We start from the raw sequence: 20,389 nt of genomic DNA on the forward strand, positions 1-20,389 counted from the left end.
AATCGAGACTGCCATGCGTTTTAACCACTTGGATCTCAACCTCCTGGTGGCGCTTGATGTGTTACTGGAAGAGCAGAACATCACCCGCGCCGCCGAACGCCTGCACATGACCCAATCCGCCACCAGCGGTGTACTGGGCAGGCTGCGTATCTATTTCGAAGATGAATTGCTGGCGCAGGTAGGGCGTAAGATGCAGCCCACACCCTATGCCCGTGAACTGGCGGCGCCAGTGCGCCAGATATTGCTGACGATCCAGTCCTCAATTACCGCCAAGCCAGTGTTCGACCCAGCCACCAGCAAGCGCCATTTTCGCTTGATCACTTCGGACTATCTGATCAGCGTTCTGTTTGCCCAGGTTATCCAGAAGATTTACCTGGAAGCCCCGCACATCACCTTCGAACTGCTTGGCCCAGGCGACACATCTACCGAGCTGCTGATGCGTGGCGAGGCCGACATGATGATCGTGCCTGAGCACTACCTCATCGAAGGCCACCCATCGCAGCTACTGTTCGAAGAAGAGCACGTTTGCGTTGTGTGGGATGGCAACACCCAAGTGGGCGACAACATCACTCTTGATCAGTACATCGAAATGGGCCATGTATCCGTGGTTTTTGGCCGCAACCGGCAACTCAGCGTCGAAGAATGGCTGATGAGCCAGTACGGTCTCACTCGGCGCATGGAAGTGGTGACCCACGACTTCAACACCTTGCCGCAGTTGATCGTCGGCACCCAACGCATCGCCACCATGCTCCAGCGCATGGCCAGGCTCTACGCCAACTACCTGCCGCTGCGCATCTTGCAACCACCGGTAAAAATCCCGGTGATGCGTGAGTTCATGCTCTGGCACCGCACCATGGAGGGGGATCCGATGCACCGTTGGCTGCGGGCGAAAATCAGTCAAATCATCAACGAGCTGGAGCAATAGTTGACCCCGCTGCTCGGAGCCGCGTCAGTTGCGGCTTGATCTGTTGACAAGAAACGCATGGGCCGCCGATCCATTGCGTTTCTCAATACCTGCCATCCCGACTCGCGATTGGCTAAATAATTAGACCATCCCTAGCCTTAGTCACACCGTTATACCCGGACATACGGGCCTGAATCCGGCCGCCTGCCTTTGCTTGCACAAGGACAATAACAATCATGTTCCGCTACTTCCCGACCAACTACGTGTGGAATCTTTCCGTTGACCTCGCCCTTGAAATGGGCGCCCGCATCGGCGAAATCGAAGCAATGTGCGCGCCGCTGCAGGAGGCCGCCAAGCAACCGGACGCCGCTGGCAGCAAGGCCTTCCGTGAAACCTGGGCGAACATGGCCGACAAACTGTGCGGCTTGGCCGAGGAAGATGAAGCCAAAGGCCGAATGTTGTCAGCCGGTGAAAAATACAACCGCGCCGCGACCTATTACCTGAGCTGCGAACGCCTGCAGGCCCATGGTGACCCAGGCCGCACGCAGCTTTACCAGCGCTTTTTACACACCTTCCAAAGCGGTATCGAACTGGCGCAGGAAAACTGCGAGCGCGTGGAAATCCCTTACGAAGGCAAACACATTTCCGGTCTGCTGGTACGCGCTGAACGCGTTACCAGCCCAGCGCCCATTCTGGTGCAAGTCAATGGATTGGATTCCACCAAAGAAATGAAATACCGCGTCGGCCTGCCCGCCTGGCTAGCAAAACGCGGCGTGTCCTCGTTGATCATCGACCAGCCCGGTACCGGCGAAGCACTGCGCCTGCACAACCTGACTGCGCGTTTTGACAGCGAACATTGGGCCAGTCGTGTGGTGGACTGGCTGGAAACCCGCGGTGATATCGACGTCAAACGCATCGGCCTCGAAGGTGTATCGCTCGGCGGTTATTACTGCCCGCGCGCTGTCGCCTTCGAGCCGCGCTTCGCGTGTGGGGTAGTCTGGGGTGCCAACCATGACTGGCGGGATGTGCAGAAGCGCCGGATGGAAAAAGAAGGCAGCTTTCCGGTTCCGCATTATTGGTCGCACGTAGCCTGGGTATGGGGTGCCAAAGACACCGATGAGTTCATGGCCATCGCCGAGGATGTGCACCTGGACGGCATACTGCATCGTATCAAGGTGCCCTTCCTCGTCACCCACGGTGAAAAGGATTCACAGATTCCATTGAAGTGGGCCCACCAGACCTACGAGCAGTTGGTCAACAGTCCTAAGCGCGAGCTGAAAATATTCACCGACCGTGAAGGCGGCGTCCAGCATTCAAGCTTTGATAACAGTATCAATGCAGGGCAGTACATTGCTGACTGGGTGGCTGAAGTTCTCGGCGGTCGCACTGCATGATGGATCTGAAAGCGTATTAGGTACGAGTCTGATGCTGGCTCGAGCCTTATACGCGCGAATGTAATGCAATCCCGTTCACCGCAAGCTTGGGTGCCTCAAACATATTGTTCATGGTGTTGGCCAATAACAGCCCCGCCCGCTTCAAGAATTGTCCTCCCGCTCCGCCGCCCATTAGGTAGAAACACAATAAAGGCACTAACCTCAGATTAACCTGCAGGAGCAATAAGCTTGCTACAATAACAAAAGCGATCTTTGTAACAAGCATTTGCCAACGGAGACGCGTGTGTTAGCGGTGAAACATTGAATGAATAATACAACTACAGCTGCCTCTGAAAAAATATTCAAAGGACTAAGTAATGAAAATAATGCATTCTCACTTTGTTCCTGTAGGTTTCATGGCACAACCATTCGCATACTGATCGACTGAAGCGAGCAGCCCTACCGCGCGATATGGATAGCCACCTCATCGAGGTGGTTTTTCGTTTCCGAATTGTTCAATTGGCGGAATTTTTATCCGATGAACACTGCCGCGTTACGTCATAAGCACCATCGCCACACGGCGCGATAGCGATCAGTACGGCCGTCCAGAATGCTGGGGACTACACAGCTGGTTTAAAATCGTATAAGCGTCGACAGCAAATAAGACGCAGAGGACGGGACTCGAACAACAAGGTGCCCTTGAAACATCCACGCTACCTAGATACAGGATATCCGTGGGAGTAAATGTGGGAGTAATTTTCCAGACATGAAAAAGCCGAACTAATAATAGCTCGGCTAAATCATTGTAAAATATGGTCGGGACGGAGTGATTCGAACACTCGACCCCTAGCACCCCATGCTAGTGCGCTACCGGACTGCGCTACGCCCCGACTAGGCGTGTTACTGGGTTTGCTTCGCAACGAAGCGATCAGGAATATACCGCAAGCTTTTGAAATGTGGAAGTATTTTAAAAGCCTGTATCACTTCTTCAAAACCACCAGCACATCTTCGAGTTCGGAGATCATCTGGCGGATCAGTTGCTTGTATTGGGTGGTGTCATCTTTGGCTTCATCACCGGACATACGCTGGCGCGCGCCGCTGATGGTGAATCCCTGGTCGTACAGCAACGCACGGATCTGTCGGATCATCAGCACATCCTGGCGCTGATAATACCGACGGTTCCCGGTGCGTTTGACGGGGTTGAGTTGAGGAAACTCCTGCTCCCAATAGCGCAGCACGTGCGGTTTGACCGCACAGAGCTCGCTGACTTCACCGATGGTGAAGTAGCGTTTGCCTGGGATGACGGGCAGTTCGTCGTTATGACTTGGTTCCAGCATAAGCCTCAACTCGGGCCTTCAACTTCTGCCCTGGACGAAAGGTGACCACACGGCGAGCCGTGATCGGGATTTCTTCTCCCGTTTTTGGATTGCGGCCAGGCCGCTGGCGTTTGTCCCGCAGGTCAAAATTGCCGAAACCGGACAATTTGACCTGTTCGTTGTCTTCCAGAGCGTGTCTGATTTCTTCAAAAAACAGCTCGACCAATTCCTTGGCCTCGCGCTTGTTCAGACCCAACTCTTCGTACAGACGTTCCGCCATCTCAGCTTTCGTCAAAGCCCCCATACGTCACTTCCTTAACGTGGCGTTCAACCTTTGTTCGAGCGAGGTGAGGATATTTTGTGTCGTGGTATTCACCTCATCGTCATTAAGAGTGCGCGATGGATGCTGCCAGGTCAAGCCAACTGCAAGGCTTTTTCTATGCGGATCAATACCTTTACCCTGATAGACGTCAAATAGCCTGAGGTCTGTCAGCCATTCCCCTGCATTTTCACGGATTACATCCAGAACGGCAGTGGCGGCGACCTCACGATCAGCGATCAGTGCCAGATCACGGCGCACTTCAGGGAAGCGCGACAGCTCGCTGAATTTAGGCATCTTGCCCGACGCAACTTCCGCCAGGAGCAGCTCAAAAACGAATACCGGGCGGTCGAGACCGAGGGTTTTCGACAGCTCTGGGTGGATGGCACCGACGAAGCCCACCAGCCGCCCTTCACGTTCGATACGTGCAGTCTGGCCGGGGTGCAACGCTGGGTGGCTGCCTGGCACGAAGGTGAAGGCATCCAGTGCACCGGCGAAGCCCAAAACCGCTTCCACGTCAGCTTTGACGTCGAAGAAGTCTACGGTCTCGCGACCCTGCGCCCAACCTTCCGGCAGGCGGCTACCGCACACCACGCCAGCCAGCATCGGCTCTTGCTTCAGGCCATCCAACTGCCCGACAAAACGCAGGCCGCTTTCGAACATGCGCACGCGGTCTTGCTGACGGTTCAGGTTGTGAGAAAGGGCTTTCACCAAACCCGGCCACAAGGACGAACGCATGGCCGCCATGTCGTTGGAGATCGGGTTGGCCAGCAACAGCGGCTCGACGCCTGGGTTGAACAGTTCGAACTGCTTGGGATCGATGAAGCTGTAGGTCACCGCTTCCTGGTAGCCACGGGCAACCAGCAGGCGACGCAGCTCAGGCAGGTGCGCACGCGCCTCGGCCTTGGGTTGTGGCGCCAGGCGCGCTTGCGGGTAGCGAACCGGCAGACGGTTGTAGCCGTACAAGCGCGCCAGCTCTTCAATCAGGTCGACTTCCAGGCTGATATCGAAGCGATGGCTTGGTACTTCAACCTGCCACTGCCCTTCCCCGCCCGCAGAAATACCCAGGCCCAGGGCCGACAGCAGTTGCTCGATTTCAGCCGGCGCGATCACCAGGCCGAGCATTTGCTCGACGCTCTTGGCACGCAGGGTGATCGGCGCAACGGACGGCAGGTACTGTTCGTTGACGGTTTCGGTGATCGGGCCGGCTTCGCCACCAGTGATTTCCAGCAGCAGGCCAGTGGCACGCTCCATGGCTTCACGGGCGAGCTGCCAGTCCACACCACGCTCGTAGCGATGTGAGGCATCGGTGTGCAGGCCGTAGGAACGGGCCTTGCCGGCGATGACGATCTGGTCGAAGAACGCGCTTTCAAGGAACACGTCGCGAGTAGTGGAAGACACGCCGCTGTGCTCGCCACCCATCACGCCGGCAATCGCCAGGGCGCGGGTATGGTCGGCGATCACCAGAGTATCGGCACGCAGGCTGACTTCCTGGCCATCGAGCAGCACCAGCTTCTCGCCTTCTTCAGCCATGCGCACGCGGATGCCACCGTTGATTTCGGCGAGATCGAAGGCGTGCAGCGGTTGGCCCAGTTCCAGCATCACGTAGTTGGTGATGTCGACGGCAGCGTCGATGCTGCGCACGTCGGCGCGACGCAGGCGCTCAACCATCCACAGCGGGGTTGGCCTGGACAGGTCAACGTTACGGATCACACGACCCAGGTAGCGTGGGCAGGCGTTTGGTGCCAGCACTTCGATCGAGCGCACTTCATCGTGCACGGCAGGCACTGCGGTAACCACCGGGCGGGTGACCGGGGCGTTGTACAGCGCGCCCACTTCACGGGCCAGGCCTGCCAGGGACAGGCAGTCGCCACGGTTCGGCGTCAGGTCGACTTCGATGCTGGCGTCTTCCAGTTCCAGGTAAACGCGAATGTCCTGGCCCACGGGCGCGTCGGCCGGCAGTTCCATCAGGCCATCGTTGCCTTCGCCGACTTGCAGCTCAGCCTGGGAGCACAGCATGCCGTTGGACTCAACGCCACGCAGCTTGGCCTTCTTGATCTTGAAGTCGCCCGGCAGTTCGGCGCCGATCATGGCGAACGGAATCTTCAGGCCCGGGCGCACATTAGGCGCTCCGCACACGACCTGGAAGGTTTCTGCGCCGTTGCTGACCTGGCATACACGCAATTTGTCGGCATCCGGGTGCTGCTCGGTGCTCAGCACCTCGCCCACCACCACGCCACTGAAAACACCGGCGGCCGGCGTAACGCTATCGACCTCAAGACCGGCCATCGACAGACGAGCAACCAGCTCGTCGCGACCTACCTGCGGGCTTACCCAGCCACGCAGCCATTGTTCACTGAATTTCATCCTGCTCTCCTAAATATTCGTTACGACTAGCGAAATTGCGCGAGGAACCGCAAGTCGTTGTCGAAGAACAGACGCAAGTCATTCACGCCGTAACGCAGCATGGCCAGACGCTCGACGCCCATGCCGAAGGCAAAGCCGGAGAACTCTTCCGGATCGATCCCGGACATGCGCAGCACGTTAGGATGAACCATGCCGCAGCCCATCACTTCCAGCCAACCGGTCTGCTTGCAGACGCGGCAACCTTTACCGCTGCACATCACGCATTCCATGTCGACTTCAGCGGATGGCTCGGTGAATGGGAAGAACGAAGGACGGAAACGCACCGCCAATTCCTTCTCGAAGAAAACCCGCAGGAACTCTTCGATGGTGCCTTTGAGGTCGGCGAAGTTGATATCGCGATCAACCAGCAGGCCTTCGACCTGGTGGAACATCGGCGAGTGAGTGATATCCGAGTCGCTACGGTACACACGGCCTGGGCAGACGATGCGGATCGGCGGCCTGTTCGCTTCCATGGTGCGGACCTGTACCGGCGAGGTATGGGTGCGCAACAGCATGTTCGCGTTGAAATAGAAGGTGTCGTGCATCGACCGGGCCGGGTGGTGGCCTGGGATGTTGAGCGCCTCGAAGTTGTGATAGTCGTCTTCGACCTCAGGGCCTTCGGCAATGCCGTAGCCGATGTGGGTGAAAAACTGCTCGATACGTTCCAGAGTCCGGGTGATCGGATGCAGACCGCCCGAAGCCTGGCCACGGCCAGGCAAGGTTACGTCAATGGACTCGGCGGCGAGCTTGGCCGCTAGATCGGCCTCCTCGAGCGACGCCTTGCGTGCATTGAGCACCTCTGTGACACGCTCCTTGGCAACGTTGATCAGCGCGCCGACTTGCGGGCGCTCTTCAGCCGGCAAATTCCCCAGGGTCTTCATCACCTGAGTCAATTCACCTTTTTTACCAAGGTAGTGAACCCGGATTTGCTCCAGGGCATTTACATCTTCAGCGCTTTGCACAGCCTCGAGAGCTTGAGCGACGAGCGCGTCCAGGTTTTCCATGTACAGACTCCAGATACAAAATAGGGGAAGAGCTTGAAGGCTCTTCCCCTATTTATGACGTTTACCACCTTGGGCTACAGGAGTAACCCAAGGTGACTGTCGGGGGTACTTAAGCCAAGGAGGCTTTAGCTTTCTCGACAATCGCAGCAAACACCGCTTTTTCGTTCACGGCCAGTTCAGCCAGAACCTTACGGTCGATTTCGATGGACGCTTTTTTCAGGCCAGCGATGAAACGGCTGTAGGACAGACCGTTAACACGTGCACCAGCGTTGATACGAGCGATCCAAAGAGCGCGGAACTGACGTTTTTTCTGACGACGGTCACGGTAGGCGTATTGGCCTGCCTTGATTACCGCTTGCTTGGCAACACGGAATACGCGTGAACGCGCGCCGTAGTAGCCTTTAGCGAGTTTCAGAATTTTTTTGTGACGTTTACGGGCAATGACGCCACGCTTTACACGAGCCATGAGTTACTTCCTCTATCTTGATCCAAAAATTAACGAAGGCGCAGCATGCGCTCGACTTTTGCCACGTCAGACGGATGCAGCAAGCTGCTACCGCGCAGTTGACGCTTACGCTTGGTCGACATTTTGGTCAGGATGTGGCTCTTGAAAGCGTGCTTGTGCTTGATACCGTTAGCAGTTTTCAGAAACCGCTTAGCAGCACCACTTTTAGTCTTCATCTTTGGCATGTTCGGATACTCCGCATTCAGTTGATAAACATAATCAGAAGGCCTGCCGTGCCCTGTTGATTACTTCTTCTTTTTCGGGGCGATGACCATGATCAGCTGGCGTCCTTCCATCTTAGGATGCTGTTCGACGGAACCGTACTCGAGCAGGTCAGCTTCAACCCGCTTGAGGAGTTCCATACCCAGCTCCTGGTGGGCCATCTCACGGCCGCGGAATCGCAAGGATACCTTGGCCCTGTCCCCATCACTCAGGAAACGTACCAGGTTGCGCAGTTTTACCTGGTAATCCCCTTCCTCCGTCCCTGGACGAAACTTGATTTCTTTTACTTGAATCTGCTTCTGGTTCTTCTTCGCTGCGGCAACCTGCTTCTTCTTTTCGAAGATAGATTTGCCGTAGTCCATCACCCGACAAACAGGTGGGATTGCATCGGCGGAGATTTCCACCAGGTCCAGCTTGGACTCTTCTGCAATACGAAGCGCTTCATCAATCGAGACGATGCCAATCTGCTCGCCATCAGCGCCAATTAACCGAACCTCGCGTGCCGAGATATTCTCGTTGATCGGGGCTTTCGGTGCAGCTCGTTTATCTTGTCTCATTTCACGCTTAATAATAATTACTCCGAATCTGGGCGACCACGCCGGGAAACCGCTTGCGCGAGGAACTCAGCGAACTGGGCGACGGGCATCGAACCCAGGTCAGCACCTTCACGAGTACGCACAGCGACAGTCTGCATCTCGACTTCCCGATCTCCAATAACCAAAAGATAGGGAACCTTGAGCAAAGTATGCTCGCGGATTTTAAAGCCGATCTTTTCATTTCTCAAGTCGGACTTGGCACGAAATCCGCTTTCGTTGAGAGTTTTTTCAACTTCAGCAGCAAAATCGGCCTGTTTATCAGTGATATTCATGATCACTGCCTGAGTCGGAGCCAACCACGCGGGGAATGCCCCTTCGTAGTGCTCGATCAGGATCCCGACGAACCGTTCGAACGAGCCGAGGATCGCCCGGTGCAGCATAACCGGGTGTTTACGGCTGTTGTCTTCGGAGACGTATTCGGCTCCCAAACGGATCGGCAGGTTAAAATCGAGCTGCAGGGTACCACACTGCCAGACGCGACCAAGGCAATCTTTCAGCGAGAACTCGATCTTCGGACCGTAGAACGCGCCCTCGCCCGGCTGCAGATCGTACGCAAGCCCCGCACTGTCCAGCGCAGCGGCCAGCGCCGCTTCGGCGCGATCCCACAGTTCGTCGGAACCGACGCGTTTTTCCGGACGAGTGGACAGCTTCATCTCGACATCGGTAAAGCCGAAATCGCGATACACGTCCATGGTCAGCTTGATGAACGCCGCGGACTCGGCCTGCATCTGCTCTTCGGTGCAGAAGATGTGGGCGTCATCCTGAGTGAAGCCGCGCACACGCATGATGCCGTGCAACGCACCCGATGGCTCGTTACGGTGGCAGGCACCGAACTCGGCCAGGCGCATCGGCAACTCGCGGTAACTCTTCAGGCCCTGGTTGAACACCTGCACGTGACAAGGGCAGTTCATCGGCTTGATGGCGTAATCGCGGTTTTCCGACTGGGTAGTGAACATGTTGTCGGCGTAGTTGGCCCAGTGCCCGGATTTCTCCCACAGGCTGCGGTCAACGACCTGGGGAGTCTTGATCTCCAGGTAGCCGTTGTCGCGCTGAACCTTGCGCATGTACTGCTCGAGTACCTGGTACAAGGTCCAGCCGTTCGGGTGCCAGAACACCATGCCCGGCGCTTCTTCCTGGAGGTGGAACAGGTTCAGGCGCTTGCCGATCTTGCGGTGGTCGCGTTTTTCGGCTTCTTCGATGCGCTGGATGTAGGCGGCCAGCTGCTTCTTGTCTGCCCAGGCAGTGCCGTAGATGCGCTGCAACTGCTCGTTTTTCGCATCGCCGCGCCAGTAGGCACCGGACAGCTTGGTCAGCTTGAACGACTTGAGGAAACGCGTGTTCGGCACGTGCGGGCCACGGCACATGTCGACGTATTCTTCGTGATAGTACAGGCCCATGGCCTGTTCATCCGGCATATCTTCCACCAGACGCAGCTTGTAGTCTTCACCACGTGCGGTAAATACATCGATCACTTCAGCGCGCGGCGTGACTTTCTTGATCACGTCGTAATCTTTCTCGATCAGCGCGTGCATGCGCTGTTCGATGGCGGCCAGGTCGTCCGGAGTGAAAGGACGCTCGTAGGCGATGTCGTAATAGAAGCCTTCATCGATGACCGGGCCGATCACCATTTTCGCCGTTGGATACAGCTGCTTGACCGCATGGCCAATCAGGTGCGCGCAAGAGTGGCGGATAATCTCCAGCCCTTCTTGATCCTTGGGCGTGATGATTTGCAGGCTGGCATCGGAGGTGATCAGGTCGCTGGCGTCGACCAGCTTACCGTCGACCTTACCGGCCACGGTGGCCTTGGCCAGGCCGGCACCAATGGATGCGGCGACCTCGGCTACGGAAACCGAATGATCGAATGAACGTTGACTGCCGTCGGGAAGAGTAATAGTTGGCATGGCGCCTCCTCTCCTAGTGGTGACCCCTACCAAAGGTCACGTGGGTTGGGATGAGCCAGTACAAGATCCAACACCAGGCCGTTCAATAATGAACGCCTGCCTTACAGCGGCAGGAGCCTTTCGGCCAACCGATAATCGAACCAGAGTGACTGGAGTGAGCTAAAAAGAACATGGCAAGGCGGCAATTGGCGCACCTGGAAATAGCCAAGCGCAGAATGCTAGCACAGATGAACGGTCATCGCGCCGGCCACATCTGATGCAAACACAAATTCCGGCGTTTATAGCTGCAAAAGTGAACTTGAGCTGTACGCACTACCTCAAACCCACTGAGAATCGCCGTTCGTCCTCGACCCAAAGGAGCATCCCATGATGCGTTTTACCTCGACCCTCGCTCTCGCCGCTACCTTGAGCCTCCTTTCCCTCGGCGCGCAGGCTGCTGCCCCATCCAACTGGCCAGCCGGCGCCCGGGACAGCTTTGTCAGCGACTGCAGCGCAGCCGCCAGCCAGAATGTGGACGCCAAAACTGCCAAAGCCCACTGCGAATGTGGCGCTGACAAGATCAACGCCGAATTGACCACTGCAGAAATCAAAGAACTGATGACTAACCAGAACGCCAGCCAGCCACTTAAAAACAAAGCGGTCGCGGCAATTTCGTCCTGCAAAGTCGTGAAGAAAAAGTAAGAAAACCGGCTGGTGTGACAGCTGTTTTGCTGGAAAAACAGCCTGAAAACTGCCATTTCTCACAAATTACGCAGCTTTTACGGCTTTTTTTACCAGTGAATATTTCGTGCGAAAGCCCCGTAGATCGGGGCTTTCAGCCGACCAACGCACTAAACGCAACGCTATTGATTAGCAAACAATGCCTTGGGGGGGCTCCCAAGCCGAACATTTCGACTATGATAGCCCGGTGTGCCCAGTTGGCCTGAGCAGCACAGCACTACTGAAAATATATGTTTCTTGGAGATACACCATGTCTAATCGCCAAACCGGCACCGTTAAATGGTTCAACGATGAAAAAGGCTTCGGCTTCATCACTCCTCAAGGTGGCGGTGACGACCTGTTCGTACACTTCAAAGCTATCGAAAGCGACGGTTTCAAAAGCCTGAAAGAAGGCCAAACCGTTTCCTTCGTGGCTGAGAAAGGCCAAAAGGGTATGCAAGCTGCACAGGTTCGCGCAGAGTAATTTCTACGCTGAACTAAAAAAACCCCGTCCATGTGACGGGGTTTTTTATGGGCGCTGCAAAAGCTCGCGGGCTATCAGCCGCAGTTGACGCGCGTGATCACCAGGTTGTCATCGGTGTTGAGGTTCAGGCGGTCGGAGCGGTATTCCAGGGTGATCATATCGTTGGGCTTGAGGATGCGTGCGTTCTGCGCACCGGCGCGGGTACGCGCCTGCTCCAGCAATTGGGGCGAGGCTTTCTGGCCGATCGTGAATTGCGCGGCCTTCGACTCACAGCGGCTATGACCAGCATCGGCCACGGCGGCGTCTTTGGTTGGCTCAGAGGCACCTGGGGTGCTGCAACCCGCCAACGCGAGTGCTGCCAACAAAGTGCCGAATGATGCGAGCTTCCAAGGCATGAAGCCTCCTATGATAAAAAATGGACAGAGATCGTGCGACAGCGATCGAGCAGATTGGTTTCAAGACGTAAGCCGCTTCCGGGCAAGTCTGCCTGACTCTCGACAGGCAATCGCCCGGTCAATCGTGACCAGATATGAACGCAATCAGTAGACGTCGATGTAATCAAACGGCGGCTTCGGCCAGTTCTGTTTCAGCGCATTGAAAATCTGCATGACCCAGACTTCATCACTGGCAGCCACATTGCCTACATAACCCGAGCCTTTGGCCCAGGTTTCCAGGCGGAACAACAACCCGTCAATGTCCACGCCGCCCACCGCAGGCCCTGAGGAGATGTAAGCGATTCCGCTGTTGGTCACTCGCAATTGTGTATGTTCGTCATCACTGGCACTGGCGATCAATTGGCGCACGGCAGCCAGGGTCAGGTTCTCGGGGTTGTTCAAGTCGATCTGCACGCGGTACTCCCCGGCAATTAAAACAGGCGGACAGTGTCGCACAGCGCCTTCTTCATGCCTAAGTAGCAGTGCCAAATGCAGCGCAAAATGCTTAACTGCGCCCGCTGGACCGCATTCCAGCGCATTGCCCAGCACTTTCAGCCCGTGAGATACCCATGACCACCGTAACGATCCAAGCCGACATCAAAGCCAAGTGGCCCCAAGGGCAAAGTTCCTACAGCCCCGGAAGCCCTGAGGAGTTGGCAATCATTGGTATCGACCTGCTGGTCAAGGAGCTTGGCACGCAAGCGGCGCAAGCGTTCATCGGCCAGATATTCGAAAAATACCCGGCCGATCATATGGGCGCGCACGACCCCGAGCGCGAATAGAAACCGGTCGGCGAGCGCCGACCGGCAAACGTATTATTTCAAACGTGCCAGGCGTTCGGTCAGCAGATCGAAGAAGCCCTGGGCGTCGCCGTTCTCAACCCAGAACGCGTTCTTGGGTTGTTTCAGGCCATCGTACCAATCGACGATGGTCTGGCCGAAGGTTGGGCCCTCACGGCTGTCCACCACCACGTTGACCTCACGCCCACTGAACAACGAAGGCTTGAGCAGGTAGGCCACGACGGTGGCGTCATGCACCGGGCCACCCGGGATGCCGTAGTGCTCCATGTCGCCCTTGACGTATTCATTGAGAATATCGCCCACCACCTTGCTCGCATTGTTGTTGATGTCGGCGATCTTTTTCAGGCGTGCCTCGCTGGTGAGGACTTTATGGGTCACATCCAGCGGCAGGTAAGTCAGCTTGACGCCGCTCTTGAGCACAATCTCGGCCGCCAGCGGGTCGGCGAACAGGTTGAATTCCGCCACGGGCGTGATGTTGCCGCCGTTGAAGTGCGCGCCGCCCATCACCACCACTTCCTTGATGCCTTGGGTGATTTCTGGCGCCTGGGTCAATGCAAGCGCCAGGTTGGTCTGCGGGCCAAGCATGGCGATGGTGATGCTGTGGGGTTTGGCAGCGCTGAGGGTCTTGATCAGGTAGTCAACGGCATTGCCTTCGGCCAGGCCCTTTTTCGGCTCATGCACGGTGACCCCGGAAATACCTTCCTTGCCGTGGATGTTCTCGGCATAGATCGGCGTGCGCAGCAGAGGTTTTGGCGCGCCGGCGTACACCGGGATCTCCTCTCGCCCTGCCCACTCGCGCGCCAGGCGTGCGTTGCGCGAGGTCTTGTCGAGGCGCACGTTGCCGGCGACGGTGGTGAGCGCACGAATGTTCAGTTCGTCCGGGGAGGCCATGGCAAACAGCAAGGCCACCACATCGTCGGCGCCCGGATCGGTGTCGATGATCAGGTCGATTTTTTCCGCCGCATGGGCGCTGGCAGCAGTGAGTGCGGACAAAAGCAAAACACTCCGAAACAGGTTTTTCAGGGTTGGGAGACCACGTTGCATAAAACACTCCTTGTCGTTGGGAACTCTAGAACGTTACGCCGGATACCAGCGCGATATTGCAGTAAGGCTGGCATTCGCCGGTGCGCACCACGGCGCGCGCCTTGCGGCTGAGCTGCTTGAACTCTGCATGGTTGACCAGGCGCCGCTCACCGAGGGCGGCCTGTTCAGTCAGGGTATTCAGCGCCGTCAGTGCTGGCGGTTGCTTGAGCAGGATTTCTTCCGCCAGCACGTGGCTTTCCACCTGCATTTCACTGAGCACAATGCGCAAGGTGCTGATGAAATCCGGAATGCCTTGGGTCAATGCCAGGTCGATCAGCTCGACGCCGGGCGGCACCGGCAGGCCAGCGTCGCCGATCACCAGGATGTCGCCATGGCCCAGGGAGGCGATGACGCGCGACAGGGCGATATTGAGCAGAGGGGTCTTTTTCATGAGGGCACAAAACCTTGTACGTCGTGCAGCGTAGGAATGGAGGGTTGCGCGCCGGCACGGGTCACCGACAGCGCGGCGGCGACCTGACCAAAACGGATGGCTTCGGCTTCGCTTTTGCCATTGGCCAGCGCGGCGGCAAAGCCGCCGACGAAGGTGTCGCCGGCCGCGGTGGTATCCACCGCCTTGACCTTGGGCGCCACCAGGTGCTCGAACACCTGGCCATCACTGAACAAGGCGCCCTGCGCGCCCAGGGTGATGATGACTTTACCGGCGCCCGCCTGGATCAGTTGCAAGGCCGCGACCCTAGCGCTGTCCAGAGAGTCGACTGCTACACCAGTCAGCGCGCTCGCTTCGCTTTCGTTGGGAATCAGGTAATCAATCGAGGCATACCATTCGGCCGGCAACGGCGCGCTGGCCGGGGCCGGGTTGAGGATCACGGTTTTGCCCAGCTCGCGGCCGCGCTTGAGGGCATAACCCACGGTGGTCATCGGTACTTCCAGCTGGCAGACGATCACTTCGGCGGCCTGCAACACCGCATCAAAGGCCTTTAGCGAGGCGGGCGTCAGCTCACCGTTGCTGCCGGCGACGATCACAATCGCGTTCTGGCTGCTGTCATCCACCACGATCAACGCCACGCCGCTGGAGCCGCCCACGGTGCTGACCGCCTGGCAGTCGATACCTTCCACCAGCAAGGCGTCGCGCAACTGAGTGCCGTACGCATCGCTGCCGACGCAGCCGATCATCGCCACATCAGCCCCCAAGCGTGCCGACGCCACCGCCTGGTTGGCGCCCTTGCCACCAGGCACGGTCGAGAACGTCTGGCCGATCAGGGTTTCACCGGCACGTGGCAACCGGCTCGCGCGGGTGACCAGGTCCATGTTCAAGCTGCCTATTACCACTACTTTTGCTGGCATACATCAGTACTCATCAATTCGGTTCAGCGGTATTGGGCGAACGTCCCGGCGACGGGCGCCGTCGACTCGCGCAACACAATGCTCGGCGTCACGATACGTTGATCGATCGGCAGTTGGGGGCTTGCAATTCGTTGCAGTAAAAGCTCGGCCGCCATCTCGCCCAGTTGCAAGATCGACTGCCCGACCGTGGTCAACGCCGGGTACACGTAGCGGCCCATTTGAATGTCATCGAAACCAATCACCGACAGCTCGCCCGGTACGCGGATATTACGCTCGGCCGCCGCGCGCAGTACGCCGAAGCCGATCATGTCGTTGCTGGCAAAAATCGCGCTGGGCGGGTTTTGCGCCAGCAGCTGCACGGCCGCGGCATAACCGCCGGTGCTGGTGAAGTCACTTTCCCGGGTGCGATTGGCCGCCACGTCCACGCCCGCTTCACGCAGCGCCCGGTGGTAACCCGCCAGGCGCATTTGCGCCACGCGGGTGTGGCTCGGGCCGCCGATGCAGGCGATGTCCCGATGGCCCAGCTCAAGCAGGTGGCGGGTCGCCAGGTAGGCGCCCTCCTCATGGTCGATACGCACCAGATCGACATCAATGCCGTCCAGCGCCCGGTCGACAATGACCATCGGCGTGCGCACCGCGCTCAAGCCGGCGGCAAGGCCACTGTCGTCGCCGCCCACCGAGGTCACGATCAGGCCATCGATGCGTTTCTCCAGCAACACGCGTAGATAGCTGCGTTGTTTTTCCGCGTTGTCATCGGAATTGCACAGGATCACGCAGTAGCCGTTACGCTCGCAGTAATCCTCGATGCCCCGCGCCAACTCCGCAAAATACGGGTTGAGGCTGTTGGGCACCAGCAGGCCGATGGTGGCCGTGGTCTTGGCCTTGAGCGAGCGCGCGACGGCGCTGGGTACGTAGTCGAGCTGCTTGATCGCCGCTTCGACCTTGATCCGTACCGGCTCGCTGACCGGCCGCGTCTTGTTCACCACATGCGACACCGTGGTGTAGGAAATACCTGCAAGCGCGGCCACATCCTTGATCGTTGCCATGGTTCAGGCCCGCCGACTGGCGCGCTGGCTGCGGTAGGTGTCGAGGACCACGGCGATCACGATCACGGCACCCGTGATGATGCGCTTGGTCGGTTCCGTCGCGCCGATCTGCGCCAGGCCGGCGGCCAATACCGAAATAATCAATACACCGAAGAACGTGCTGATCACCGAACCGCGCCCACCCATCAGGCTGGTGCCGCCGATCACCACGGCCGCAATCACTTGCAGCTCCAGGCCGGAGCCGGCGTTCGGGTCCGCCGCTTCCAGGCGCGAAATCTGGAACAGCGCCGCCACACCGGCGAGCAGCCCCATCAGGCTGAACACCAGGATTTTGTAGGGCTTGGGGTTGATCCCGGCGAGGCGCACGGCCTCTTCGTTGGTGCCGATGCCGATCAGGTAACGGCCGAACACGGTGCGGGTCAGCACCAACTGCGCGGCGATAATCACCAACAGGGCAATGATGAACGACGGCGAAATGCCGAAGGCAATCGGGTTAGACAGCCAGGCAAACGAATCACCGATATAGGCAGTGCGCGAGCCGGTCATTTGATACGCGACGCCACGGGCCATTTCCAGCACGCCCAGGGACACGATGAACGACGGAATCCGCCACGCCACGGTGATCGAGCCGGTAATGGTGCCGGCCAGCGCCGCGCAGCCCATGCCAAGCACAGCGGCCGGCAATACGCTCCAGCCCCAGCCGAGGATCGCCACGCTGACGGCCGAGGCCGCCAGCGCCAGCACCGAGCCCACCGACAGGTCGATGCCGCCGATGATCAGGATGAAGGTCATGCCCACCGCCAGCACCATCAGGTCCGGGATCTGGTTGGCCAGGGTACTGAACGTGTCATAGGACAAGAAGTGATCGCTGAGCACCGAGAACAGCGCAATCATCGCCAGCAGCGCGCCCGCCAGCCCCAGGTAGGTGCCCAGGCCGTAGAAGTTGCCGCCAGTTTTACCGGGGGAAGTTGTAGTTTTCATGGGGTATCCCTAAGCGCTGCGTCGTTGAGCAGCGCATCACGTTTCTGATAGCCGGCAAAGGCGGCGGCGAGCAATTCGTCCTGGGTCCAGCTGTCGCGCTCGAAGGTCTCGATCAGACGCCCGGCGGAAAGCACGCCGATGCGGTCGCAGATCAGCATGAGTTCACGCAGGTCGCTGGACACCACCACCAGCGCTTTGCCCTGGCGGGTCAATTCGCCGAGCAGTGCATAAATGTCGAACTTGGCGCCTACGTCGATGCCACGGGTGGGCTCGTCGAACAGCATCACTGAGCAATCACGCTCCAGCCAACGGCCGATCACCACTTTCTGCTGGTTGCCGCCGGACAGCTCCGACACCAATTGCGCCGGGCTGGAACTGCGGATGCGCATGGCGTCGATCTGACGCTTGGCCAAGGCCGTTTCGTCGCGACGGTTAACGACGCCGCCGCCGGAAATTTCCGGCATGTTGCCCAAGGCGATATTGGCGCTGATCGACTGGGTCAACAGCAAGCCTTCGCCCTTGCGGTCCTCGGTGATCAGCGCGATGCCATGACCGACTGCGTCCACCGGCGAGCGAATGCTCACCACCTTGGCCGGCGAGCCGAGCGCCACGGTGCCGCTGTCGGCCAGGTCGGCGCCGAAGATCAGGCGCAGCAATTCAGTGCGACCGGCGCCGATCAGGCCGGAGATGCCATAGATCTCACCGGCGCGCACTTGGAAGGACACGTCGCGAACCTTGTCCGAGCGGGTCAGGCCTGTCACCGTCAGGGCCGGGCCGCCAATGCTGCGCGGGCCGAGGTCCATGTGTTCGCCCAGCTCGCGGCCGACCATCAAGGTCACCAGTTGCTCGCTGTTGTAATTGGCCATCGGTTCGACGCAGACCAGCTTGCCGTCACGCAGTACCGCAATGCGTTGGGCAACACGAGCCAGCTCTTCGAGCCGGTGCGAAATATAAATGATCGCCACGCCCCGGGCCTGCAGGCGGGTGATTTGTTCAAAGAGCATCTCGACTTCACGGGCGGTGAGCATGGCCGTGGGTTCGTCGAGGATCAGTACGTGGCAGTCGCCGATCAGGTTGCGGGCAATCTCGACCATTTGCTGATGCCCGATACCGAGGCTGCCGACCAGGGTATCCGGGTCGATGGCGTCCAGGCCGACCTGGGCCATGGCCTCGATCGCAGCTTTGCGCAATTGCTTGCGGCTGATCCAGCCACCGTGGTTGGGCAGGTTATCCAGGAACAGGTTTTCGGCCACGGTCAGGGTTGGCAGCAGGTTCAGCTCTTGCATCACCATGCGCACGCCCAACTGCTCAGCCTGGGTGCGGCTGCCGGGGCGAAAGTCCTGGCCGTTGAACTGCATGTGCCCGGTAGTCGGCGTGACCAGCCCACCGATGATCTTCGACAAGGTACTTTTGCCGGCGCCGTTTTCTCCGGTAAGCGCCAGCACTTCCCCGCGATTGAGCGTCAGGGTGATGTCGGACAGAACCGGTTGGGCATAGGTCTTACCGATACCGCTGACCGAGAGGACAGCGTTCGGGGCGGAAGATGACATAGGAAAATCTCCAGGCGCCCGCCCAGGACGGGCGGACGCTGTTGGGTGCAGCCAGGATTACTTCTTGAGGACGAGTTCGACCGGGGTTTCGATCACGCCATCCTGGGCATCGACTTTCTCACCCTTGACCAGCTTGAGCGCGTTCTGGATACCGAACACCGCTTGCTGGGCGGCTGCCTGATCGGCGGTCGCGAGCACGCGGCCGTCCTGCAGCATTGGCTTGATCGCTTCGATGTTGTCGTAGCCCACCACCAGCACTTTGCCGGCCTTGCCTGCCGCACGCACGGCGGAGACAGCGCCCAGGGCCATGTTGTCGTTACCGGCCAACAATGCCTTGAGGTCCGGGTATTCGCTCAGCATGGCGGACGCGACTTTCTGGCCCTGGTCGATTTCCCAGTTGCCGGATTGGGTGGAGACGATCTTCATCCCGGCAGCATCCATCGCATCCTTGTAGCCTGCGGTGCGCTGCTGGGCATTGGTGGTGGTCGGGACGCCTTCGATGATGCCGACCTTGTCACCCGCAGCCAGCTGCTTGGCGAGGTAGTCACCCACCAGCTTGGAGCCTTTGCGGTTGTCGGGACCTACGAAGGGGATATCGAGGTTTTTGCTTTTCAGCACGCCAGGGTCCAGGCGGTTGTCGATGTTGACGACCTTGATGCCGGCATCGGAGGCTTTCTTCAACACGGTAACCAGCGCCTTGGAGTCGGCCGGGGCGATGACGATGGCGTTGACTTTGGCGAGGATCATCTGGTTGACGATATCAATCTGCGCGCTGGTATCGGTTTCGTTCTTGATCCCGTTGGTGATCATGTCGAAATCGGCGGCGTGGTCTTTCTGGTACGCCTTGGCACCGTCTTGCATGGTGACGAAAAATTCGTTGGCGAGGGATTTCATGACCAGGCCGACCTTGGGTTTGGCGGCCTCATCAGCAAATGCGGAAGAGAGAGGTAAAGCGGCGGATGCGGCAGCAAGCACAGCGACAGCAAGAAGACGTCCAGCGAATGGCAGCTTCATGGGTTCACTCCGATCTTATGATTATTGTGAGCAACGCTTGCGCTCGTGAAACATCTCGCAAACGTTTGCGTTAGCCAAACTATGAGAACCTTGCGGGGATTTGTCAACGGTAGAAAACAGCCTTTCATCCAAGCCCATCCCCCTCCTTGCGTGCAAGCCGTTACAGCGCCGTGATTAAACATCGCCCTTCCCCAGCCGTTCTTTAAAACGACAGGCTGCGAGGCGCTCCTCATGAGAATTCCGTAAGAGTTTTCGGACAACCGAACGCAAAACTACTCGCCTGTTCGGAAAGCCGGACGGAAACGTCGACGAACAGTTTATAAGCACATTTAAATTTGTTTTAAATCAACACGTTAATTCATAAACACCAACATCATGAGCTTGGTACAAATCCTGCTCTTTCTCAGCACCTCGAGCGTTCAGAACCGCCCGGGTGTTCTAGATGAA

The 20,389-nt window shown here is 58.2% G+C and carries 22 protein-coding genes and 1 tRNA gene; 5 read left to right on the top strand and 18 right to left on the bottom strand.

The window, feature by feature from the left end; genetic code table 11:
* Positions 1–13 precede the first annotated feature (13 nt).
* Together AC0IYH_RS06970 and AC0IYH_RS06975 are read left to right on the top strand one after the other, a co-directional pair.
* Positions 14–925, top strand: coding sequence for a LysR family transcriptional regulator (locus AC0IYH_RS06970; protein WP_471833564.1), 912 nt, complete (start codon positions 14–16; stop codon positions 923–925).
* A gap of 215 nt (positions 926–1,140) precedes the next feature.
* Positions 1,141–2,298 carry an alpha/beta hydrolase family protein gene (locus tag AC0IYH_RS06975; RefSeq protein ID WP_471833566.1) on the top strand — a complete coding sequence of 386 codons (1,158 nt, stop codon included), beginning with the start codon at positions 1,141–1,143 and terminating at the stop codon, positions 2,296–2,298.
* Between the two features lie 792 nt (positions 2,299–3,090).
* Here AC0IYH_RS06975 and AC0IYH_RS06980 read toward each other — a convergent pair.
* The 9 genes from AC0IYH_RS06980 to thrS form a co-directional block, all read right to left on the bottom strand.
* A tRNA-Pro gene (locus tag AC0IYH_RS06980) sits at positions 3,091–3,167 on the bottom strand.
* Between the two features lie 90 nt (positions 3,168–3,257).
* Positions 3,258–3,614: a MerR family transcriptional regulator gene (locus tag AC0IYH_RS06985; protein WP_003174972.1), complete on the bottom strand. Its 357-nt coding sequence runs from the start codon at positions 3,612–3,614 to the stop codon at positions 3,258–3,260.
* The gene (gene ihfA / locus AC0IYH_RS06990) at positions 3,595–3,897 is read right to left on the bottom strand and encodes an integration host factor subunit alpha (protein ID WP_002553164.1); all 303 of its coding nucleotides are present in this window, start codon (positions 3,895–3,897) and stop codon (positions 3,595–3,597) included. Before ihfA ends, AC0IYH_RS06985 begins: the two co-directional genes overlap by 20 nt.
* Before the next feature lie 3 nt (positions 3,898–3,900).
* Positions 3,901–6,279 carry a phenylalanine--tRNA ligase subunit beta gene (pheT, locus tag AC0IYH_RS06995; RefSeq protein ID WP_471833569.1) on the bottom strand — a complete coding sequence of 793 codons (2,379 nt, stop codon included), beginning with the start codon at positions 6,277–6,279 and terminating at the stop codon, positions 3,901–3,903.
* Positions 6,280–6,305: 26 nt separating this feature from the next.
* The gene (pheS, locus tag AC0IYH_RS07000; RefSeq protein WP_116626445.1) at positions 6,306–7,322 is read right to left on the bottom strand and encodes a phenylalanine--tRNA ligase subunit alpha; all 1,017 of its coding nucleotides are present in this window, start codon (positions 7,320–7,322) and stop codon (positions 6,306–6,308) included.
* A 109-nt stretch (positions 7,323–7,431) separates the two neighbouring features.
* Positions 7,432–7,788, bottom strand: coding sequence for a 50S ribosomal protein L20 (gene rplT, locus AC0IYH_RS07005; protein WP_005789679.1), 357 nt, complete (start codon positions 7,786–7,788; stop codon positions 7,432–7,434).
* 29 nt (positions 7,789–7,817) lie between these two features.
* A complete protein-coding gene (gene rpmI / locus AC0IYH_RS07010) occupies positions 7,818–8,012 on the bottom strand; it encodes a 50S ribosomal protein L35 (protein WP_002553160.1) in 195 nt (64 codons plus the stop codon).
* Positions 8,013–8,072: 60 nt separating this feature from the next.
* Positions 8,073–8,624: a translation initiation factor IF-3 gene (gene infC, locus AC0IYH_RS07015; RefSeq protein WP_015884933.1), complete on the bottom strand. Its 552-nt coding sequence runs from the start codon at positions 8,622–8,624 to the stop codon at positions 8,073–8,075.
* On the bottom strand, positions 8,624–10,546 hold the full coding sequence (gene thrS / locus AC0IYH_RS07020; protein ID WP_116626444.1) for a threonine--tRNA ligase: 1,923 nt from the start codon (positions 10,544–10,546) through the stop codon (positions 8,624–8,626). Before thrS ends, infC begins: the two co-directional genes overlap by 1 nt.
* 366 nt (positions 10,547–10,912) lie before the next feature.
* On the opposite strand from thrS, the gene AC0IYH_RS07025 reads away from it, so the two are divergent.
* Together AC0IYH_RS07025 and AC0IYH_RS07030 are read left to right on the top strand one after the other, a co-directional pair.
* Positions 10,913–11,227, top strand: a complete 315-nt coding sequence (locus AC0IYH_RS07025; protein WP_116626443.1) for a hypothetical protein — start codon at positions 10,913–10,915, stop codon at positions 11,225–11,227.
* A 289-nt stretch (positions 11,228–11,516) separates the two neighbouring features.
* Positions 11,517–11,729 carry a cold-shock protein gene (locus tag AC0IYH_RS07030; RefSeq protein ID WP_007905882.1) on the top strand — a complete coding sequence of 71 codons (213 nt, stop codon included), beginning with the start codon at positions 11,517–11,519 and terminating at the stop codon, positions 11,727–11,729.
* A 74-nt stretch (positions 11,730–11,803) separates the two neighbouring features.
* Here the strand turns inward: AC0IYH_RS07030 and AC0IYH_RS07035 are convergent, their stop codons facing one another.
* Together AC0IYH_RS07035 and AC0IYH_RS07040 are read right to left on the bottom strand one after the other, a co-directional pair.
* On the bottom strand, positions 11,804–12,124 hold the full coding sequence (locus tag AC0IYH_RS07035) for an I78 family peptidase inhibitor (RefSeq protein WP_116626442.1): 321 nt from the start codon (positions 12,122–12,124) through the stop codon (positions 11,804–11,806).
* Positions 12,125–12,268: 144 nt separating this feature from the next.
* Complete coding sequence (locus AC0IYH_RS07040) at positions 12,269–12,577, bottom strand: hypothetical protein (protein WP_116626441.1); 309 nt, start codon at positions 12,575–12,577, stop codon at positions 12,269–12,271.
* A 155-nt stretch (positions 12,578–12,732) separates the two neighbouring features.
* On the opposite strand from AC0IYH_RS07040, the gene AC0IYH_RS07045 reads away from it, so the two are divergent.
* A complete protein-coding gene (locus AC0IYH_RS07045) occupies positions 12,733–12,945 on the top strand; it encodes a hypothetical protein (RefSeq protein ID WP_116626440.1) in 213 nt (70 codons plus the stop codon).
* 33 nt (positions 12,946–12,978) lie between these two features.
* Here AC0IYH_RS07045 and AC0IYH_RS07050 read toward each other — a convergent pair whose 3' ends face one another.
* The 7 genes from AC0IYH_RS07050 to AC0IYH_RS07080 are packed head-to-tail and all read right to left on the bottom strand — an operon-like array spanning position 12,979 to position 19,942.
* Positions 12,979–14,007: a nucleoside hydrolase gene (locus tag AC0IYH_RS07050; RefSeq protein ID WP_122773356.1), complete on the bottom strand. Its 1,029-nt coding sequence runs from the start codon at positions 14,005–14,007 to the stop codon at positions 12,979–12,981.
* Positions 14,008–14,032: 25 nt separating this feature from the next.
* The gene (gene rbsD, locus AC0IYH_RS07055; RefSeq protein ID WP_116626438.1) at positions 14,033–14,437 is read right to left on the bottom strand and encodes a D-ribose pyranase; all 405 of its coding nucleotides are present in this window, start codon (positions 14,435–14,437) and stop codon (positions 14,033–14,035) included.
* On the bottom strand, positions 14,434–15,351 hold the full coding sequence (gene rbsK, locus AC0IYH_RS07060) for a ribokinase (RefSeq protein WP_471833573.1): 918 nt from the start codon (positions 15,349–15,351) through the stop codon (positions 14,434–14,436). The genes rbsD and rbsK overlap by 4 nt, the downstream gene beginning before the upstream one ends.
* A 23-nt stretch (positions 15,352–15,374) precedes the next feature.
* Positions 15,375–16,397: a LacI family DNA-binding transcriptional regulator gene (locus AC0IYH_RS07065; protein ID WP_116626436.1), complete on the bottom strand. Its 1,023-nt coding sequence runs from the start codon at positions 16,395–16,397 to the stop codon at positions 15,375–15,377.
* A gap of 3 nt (positions 16,398–16,400) precedes the next feature.
* Positions 16,401–17,378, bottom strand: a complete 978-nt coding sequence (locus tag AC0IYH_RS07070; protein WP_116626435.1) for an ABC transporter permease — start codon at positions 17,376–17,378, stop codon at positions 16,401–16,403.
* The gene (locus AC0IYH_RS07075; RefSeq protein WP_116626434.1) at positions 17,375–18,928 is read right to left on the bottom strand and encodes a sugar ABC transporter ATP-binding protein; all 1,554 of its coding nucleotides are present in this window, start codon (positions 18,926–18,928) and stop codon (positions 17,375–17,377) included. Before AC0IYH_RS07075 ends, AC0IYH_RS07070 begins: the two co-directional genes overlap by 4 nt.
* Positions 18,929–18,985: 57 nt before the next feature.
* Entirely contained in the window at positions 18,986–19,942 is a 957-nt protein-coding gene (locus tag AC0IYH_RS07080) for a sugar ABC transporter substrate-binding protein (RefSeq protein WP_101272107.1), read from the bottom strand.
* Positions 19,943–20,389: the final 447 nt, after the last annotated feature.

It is taken from the genome of Pseudomonas sp. AC463 (genome assembly GCF_979253585.1).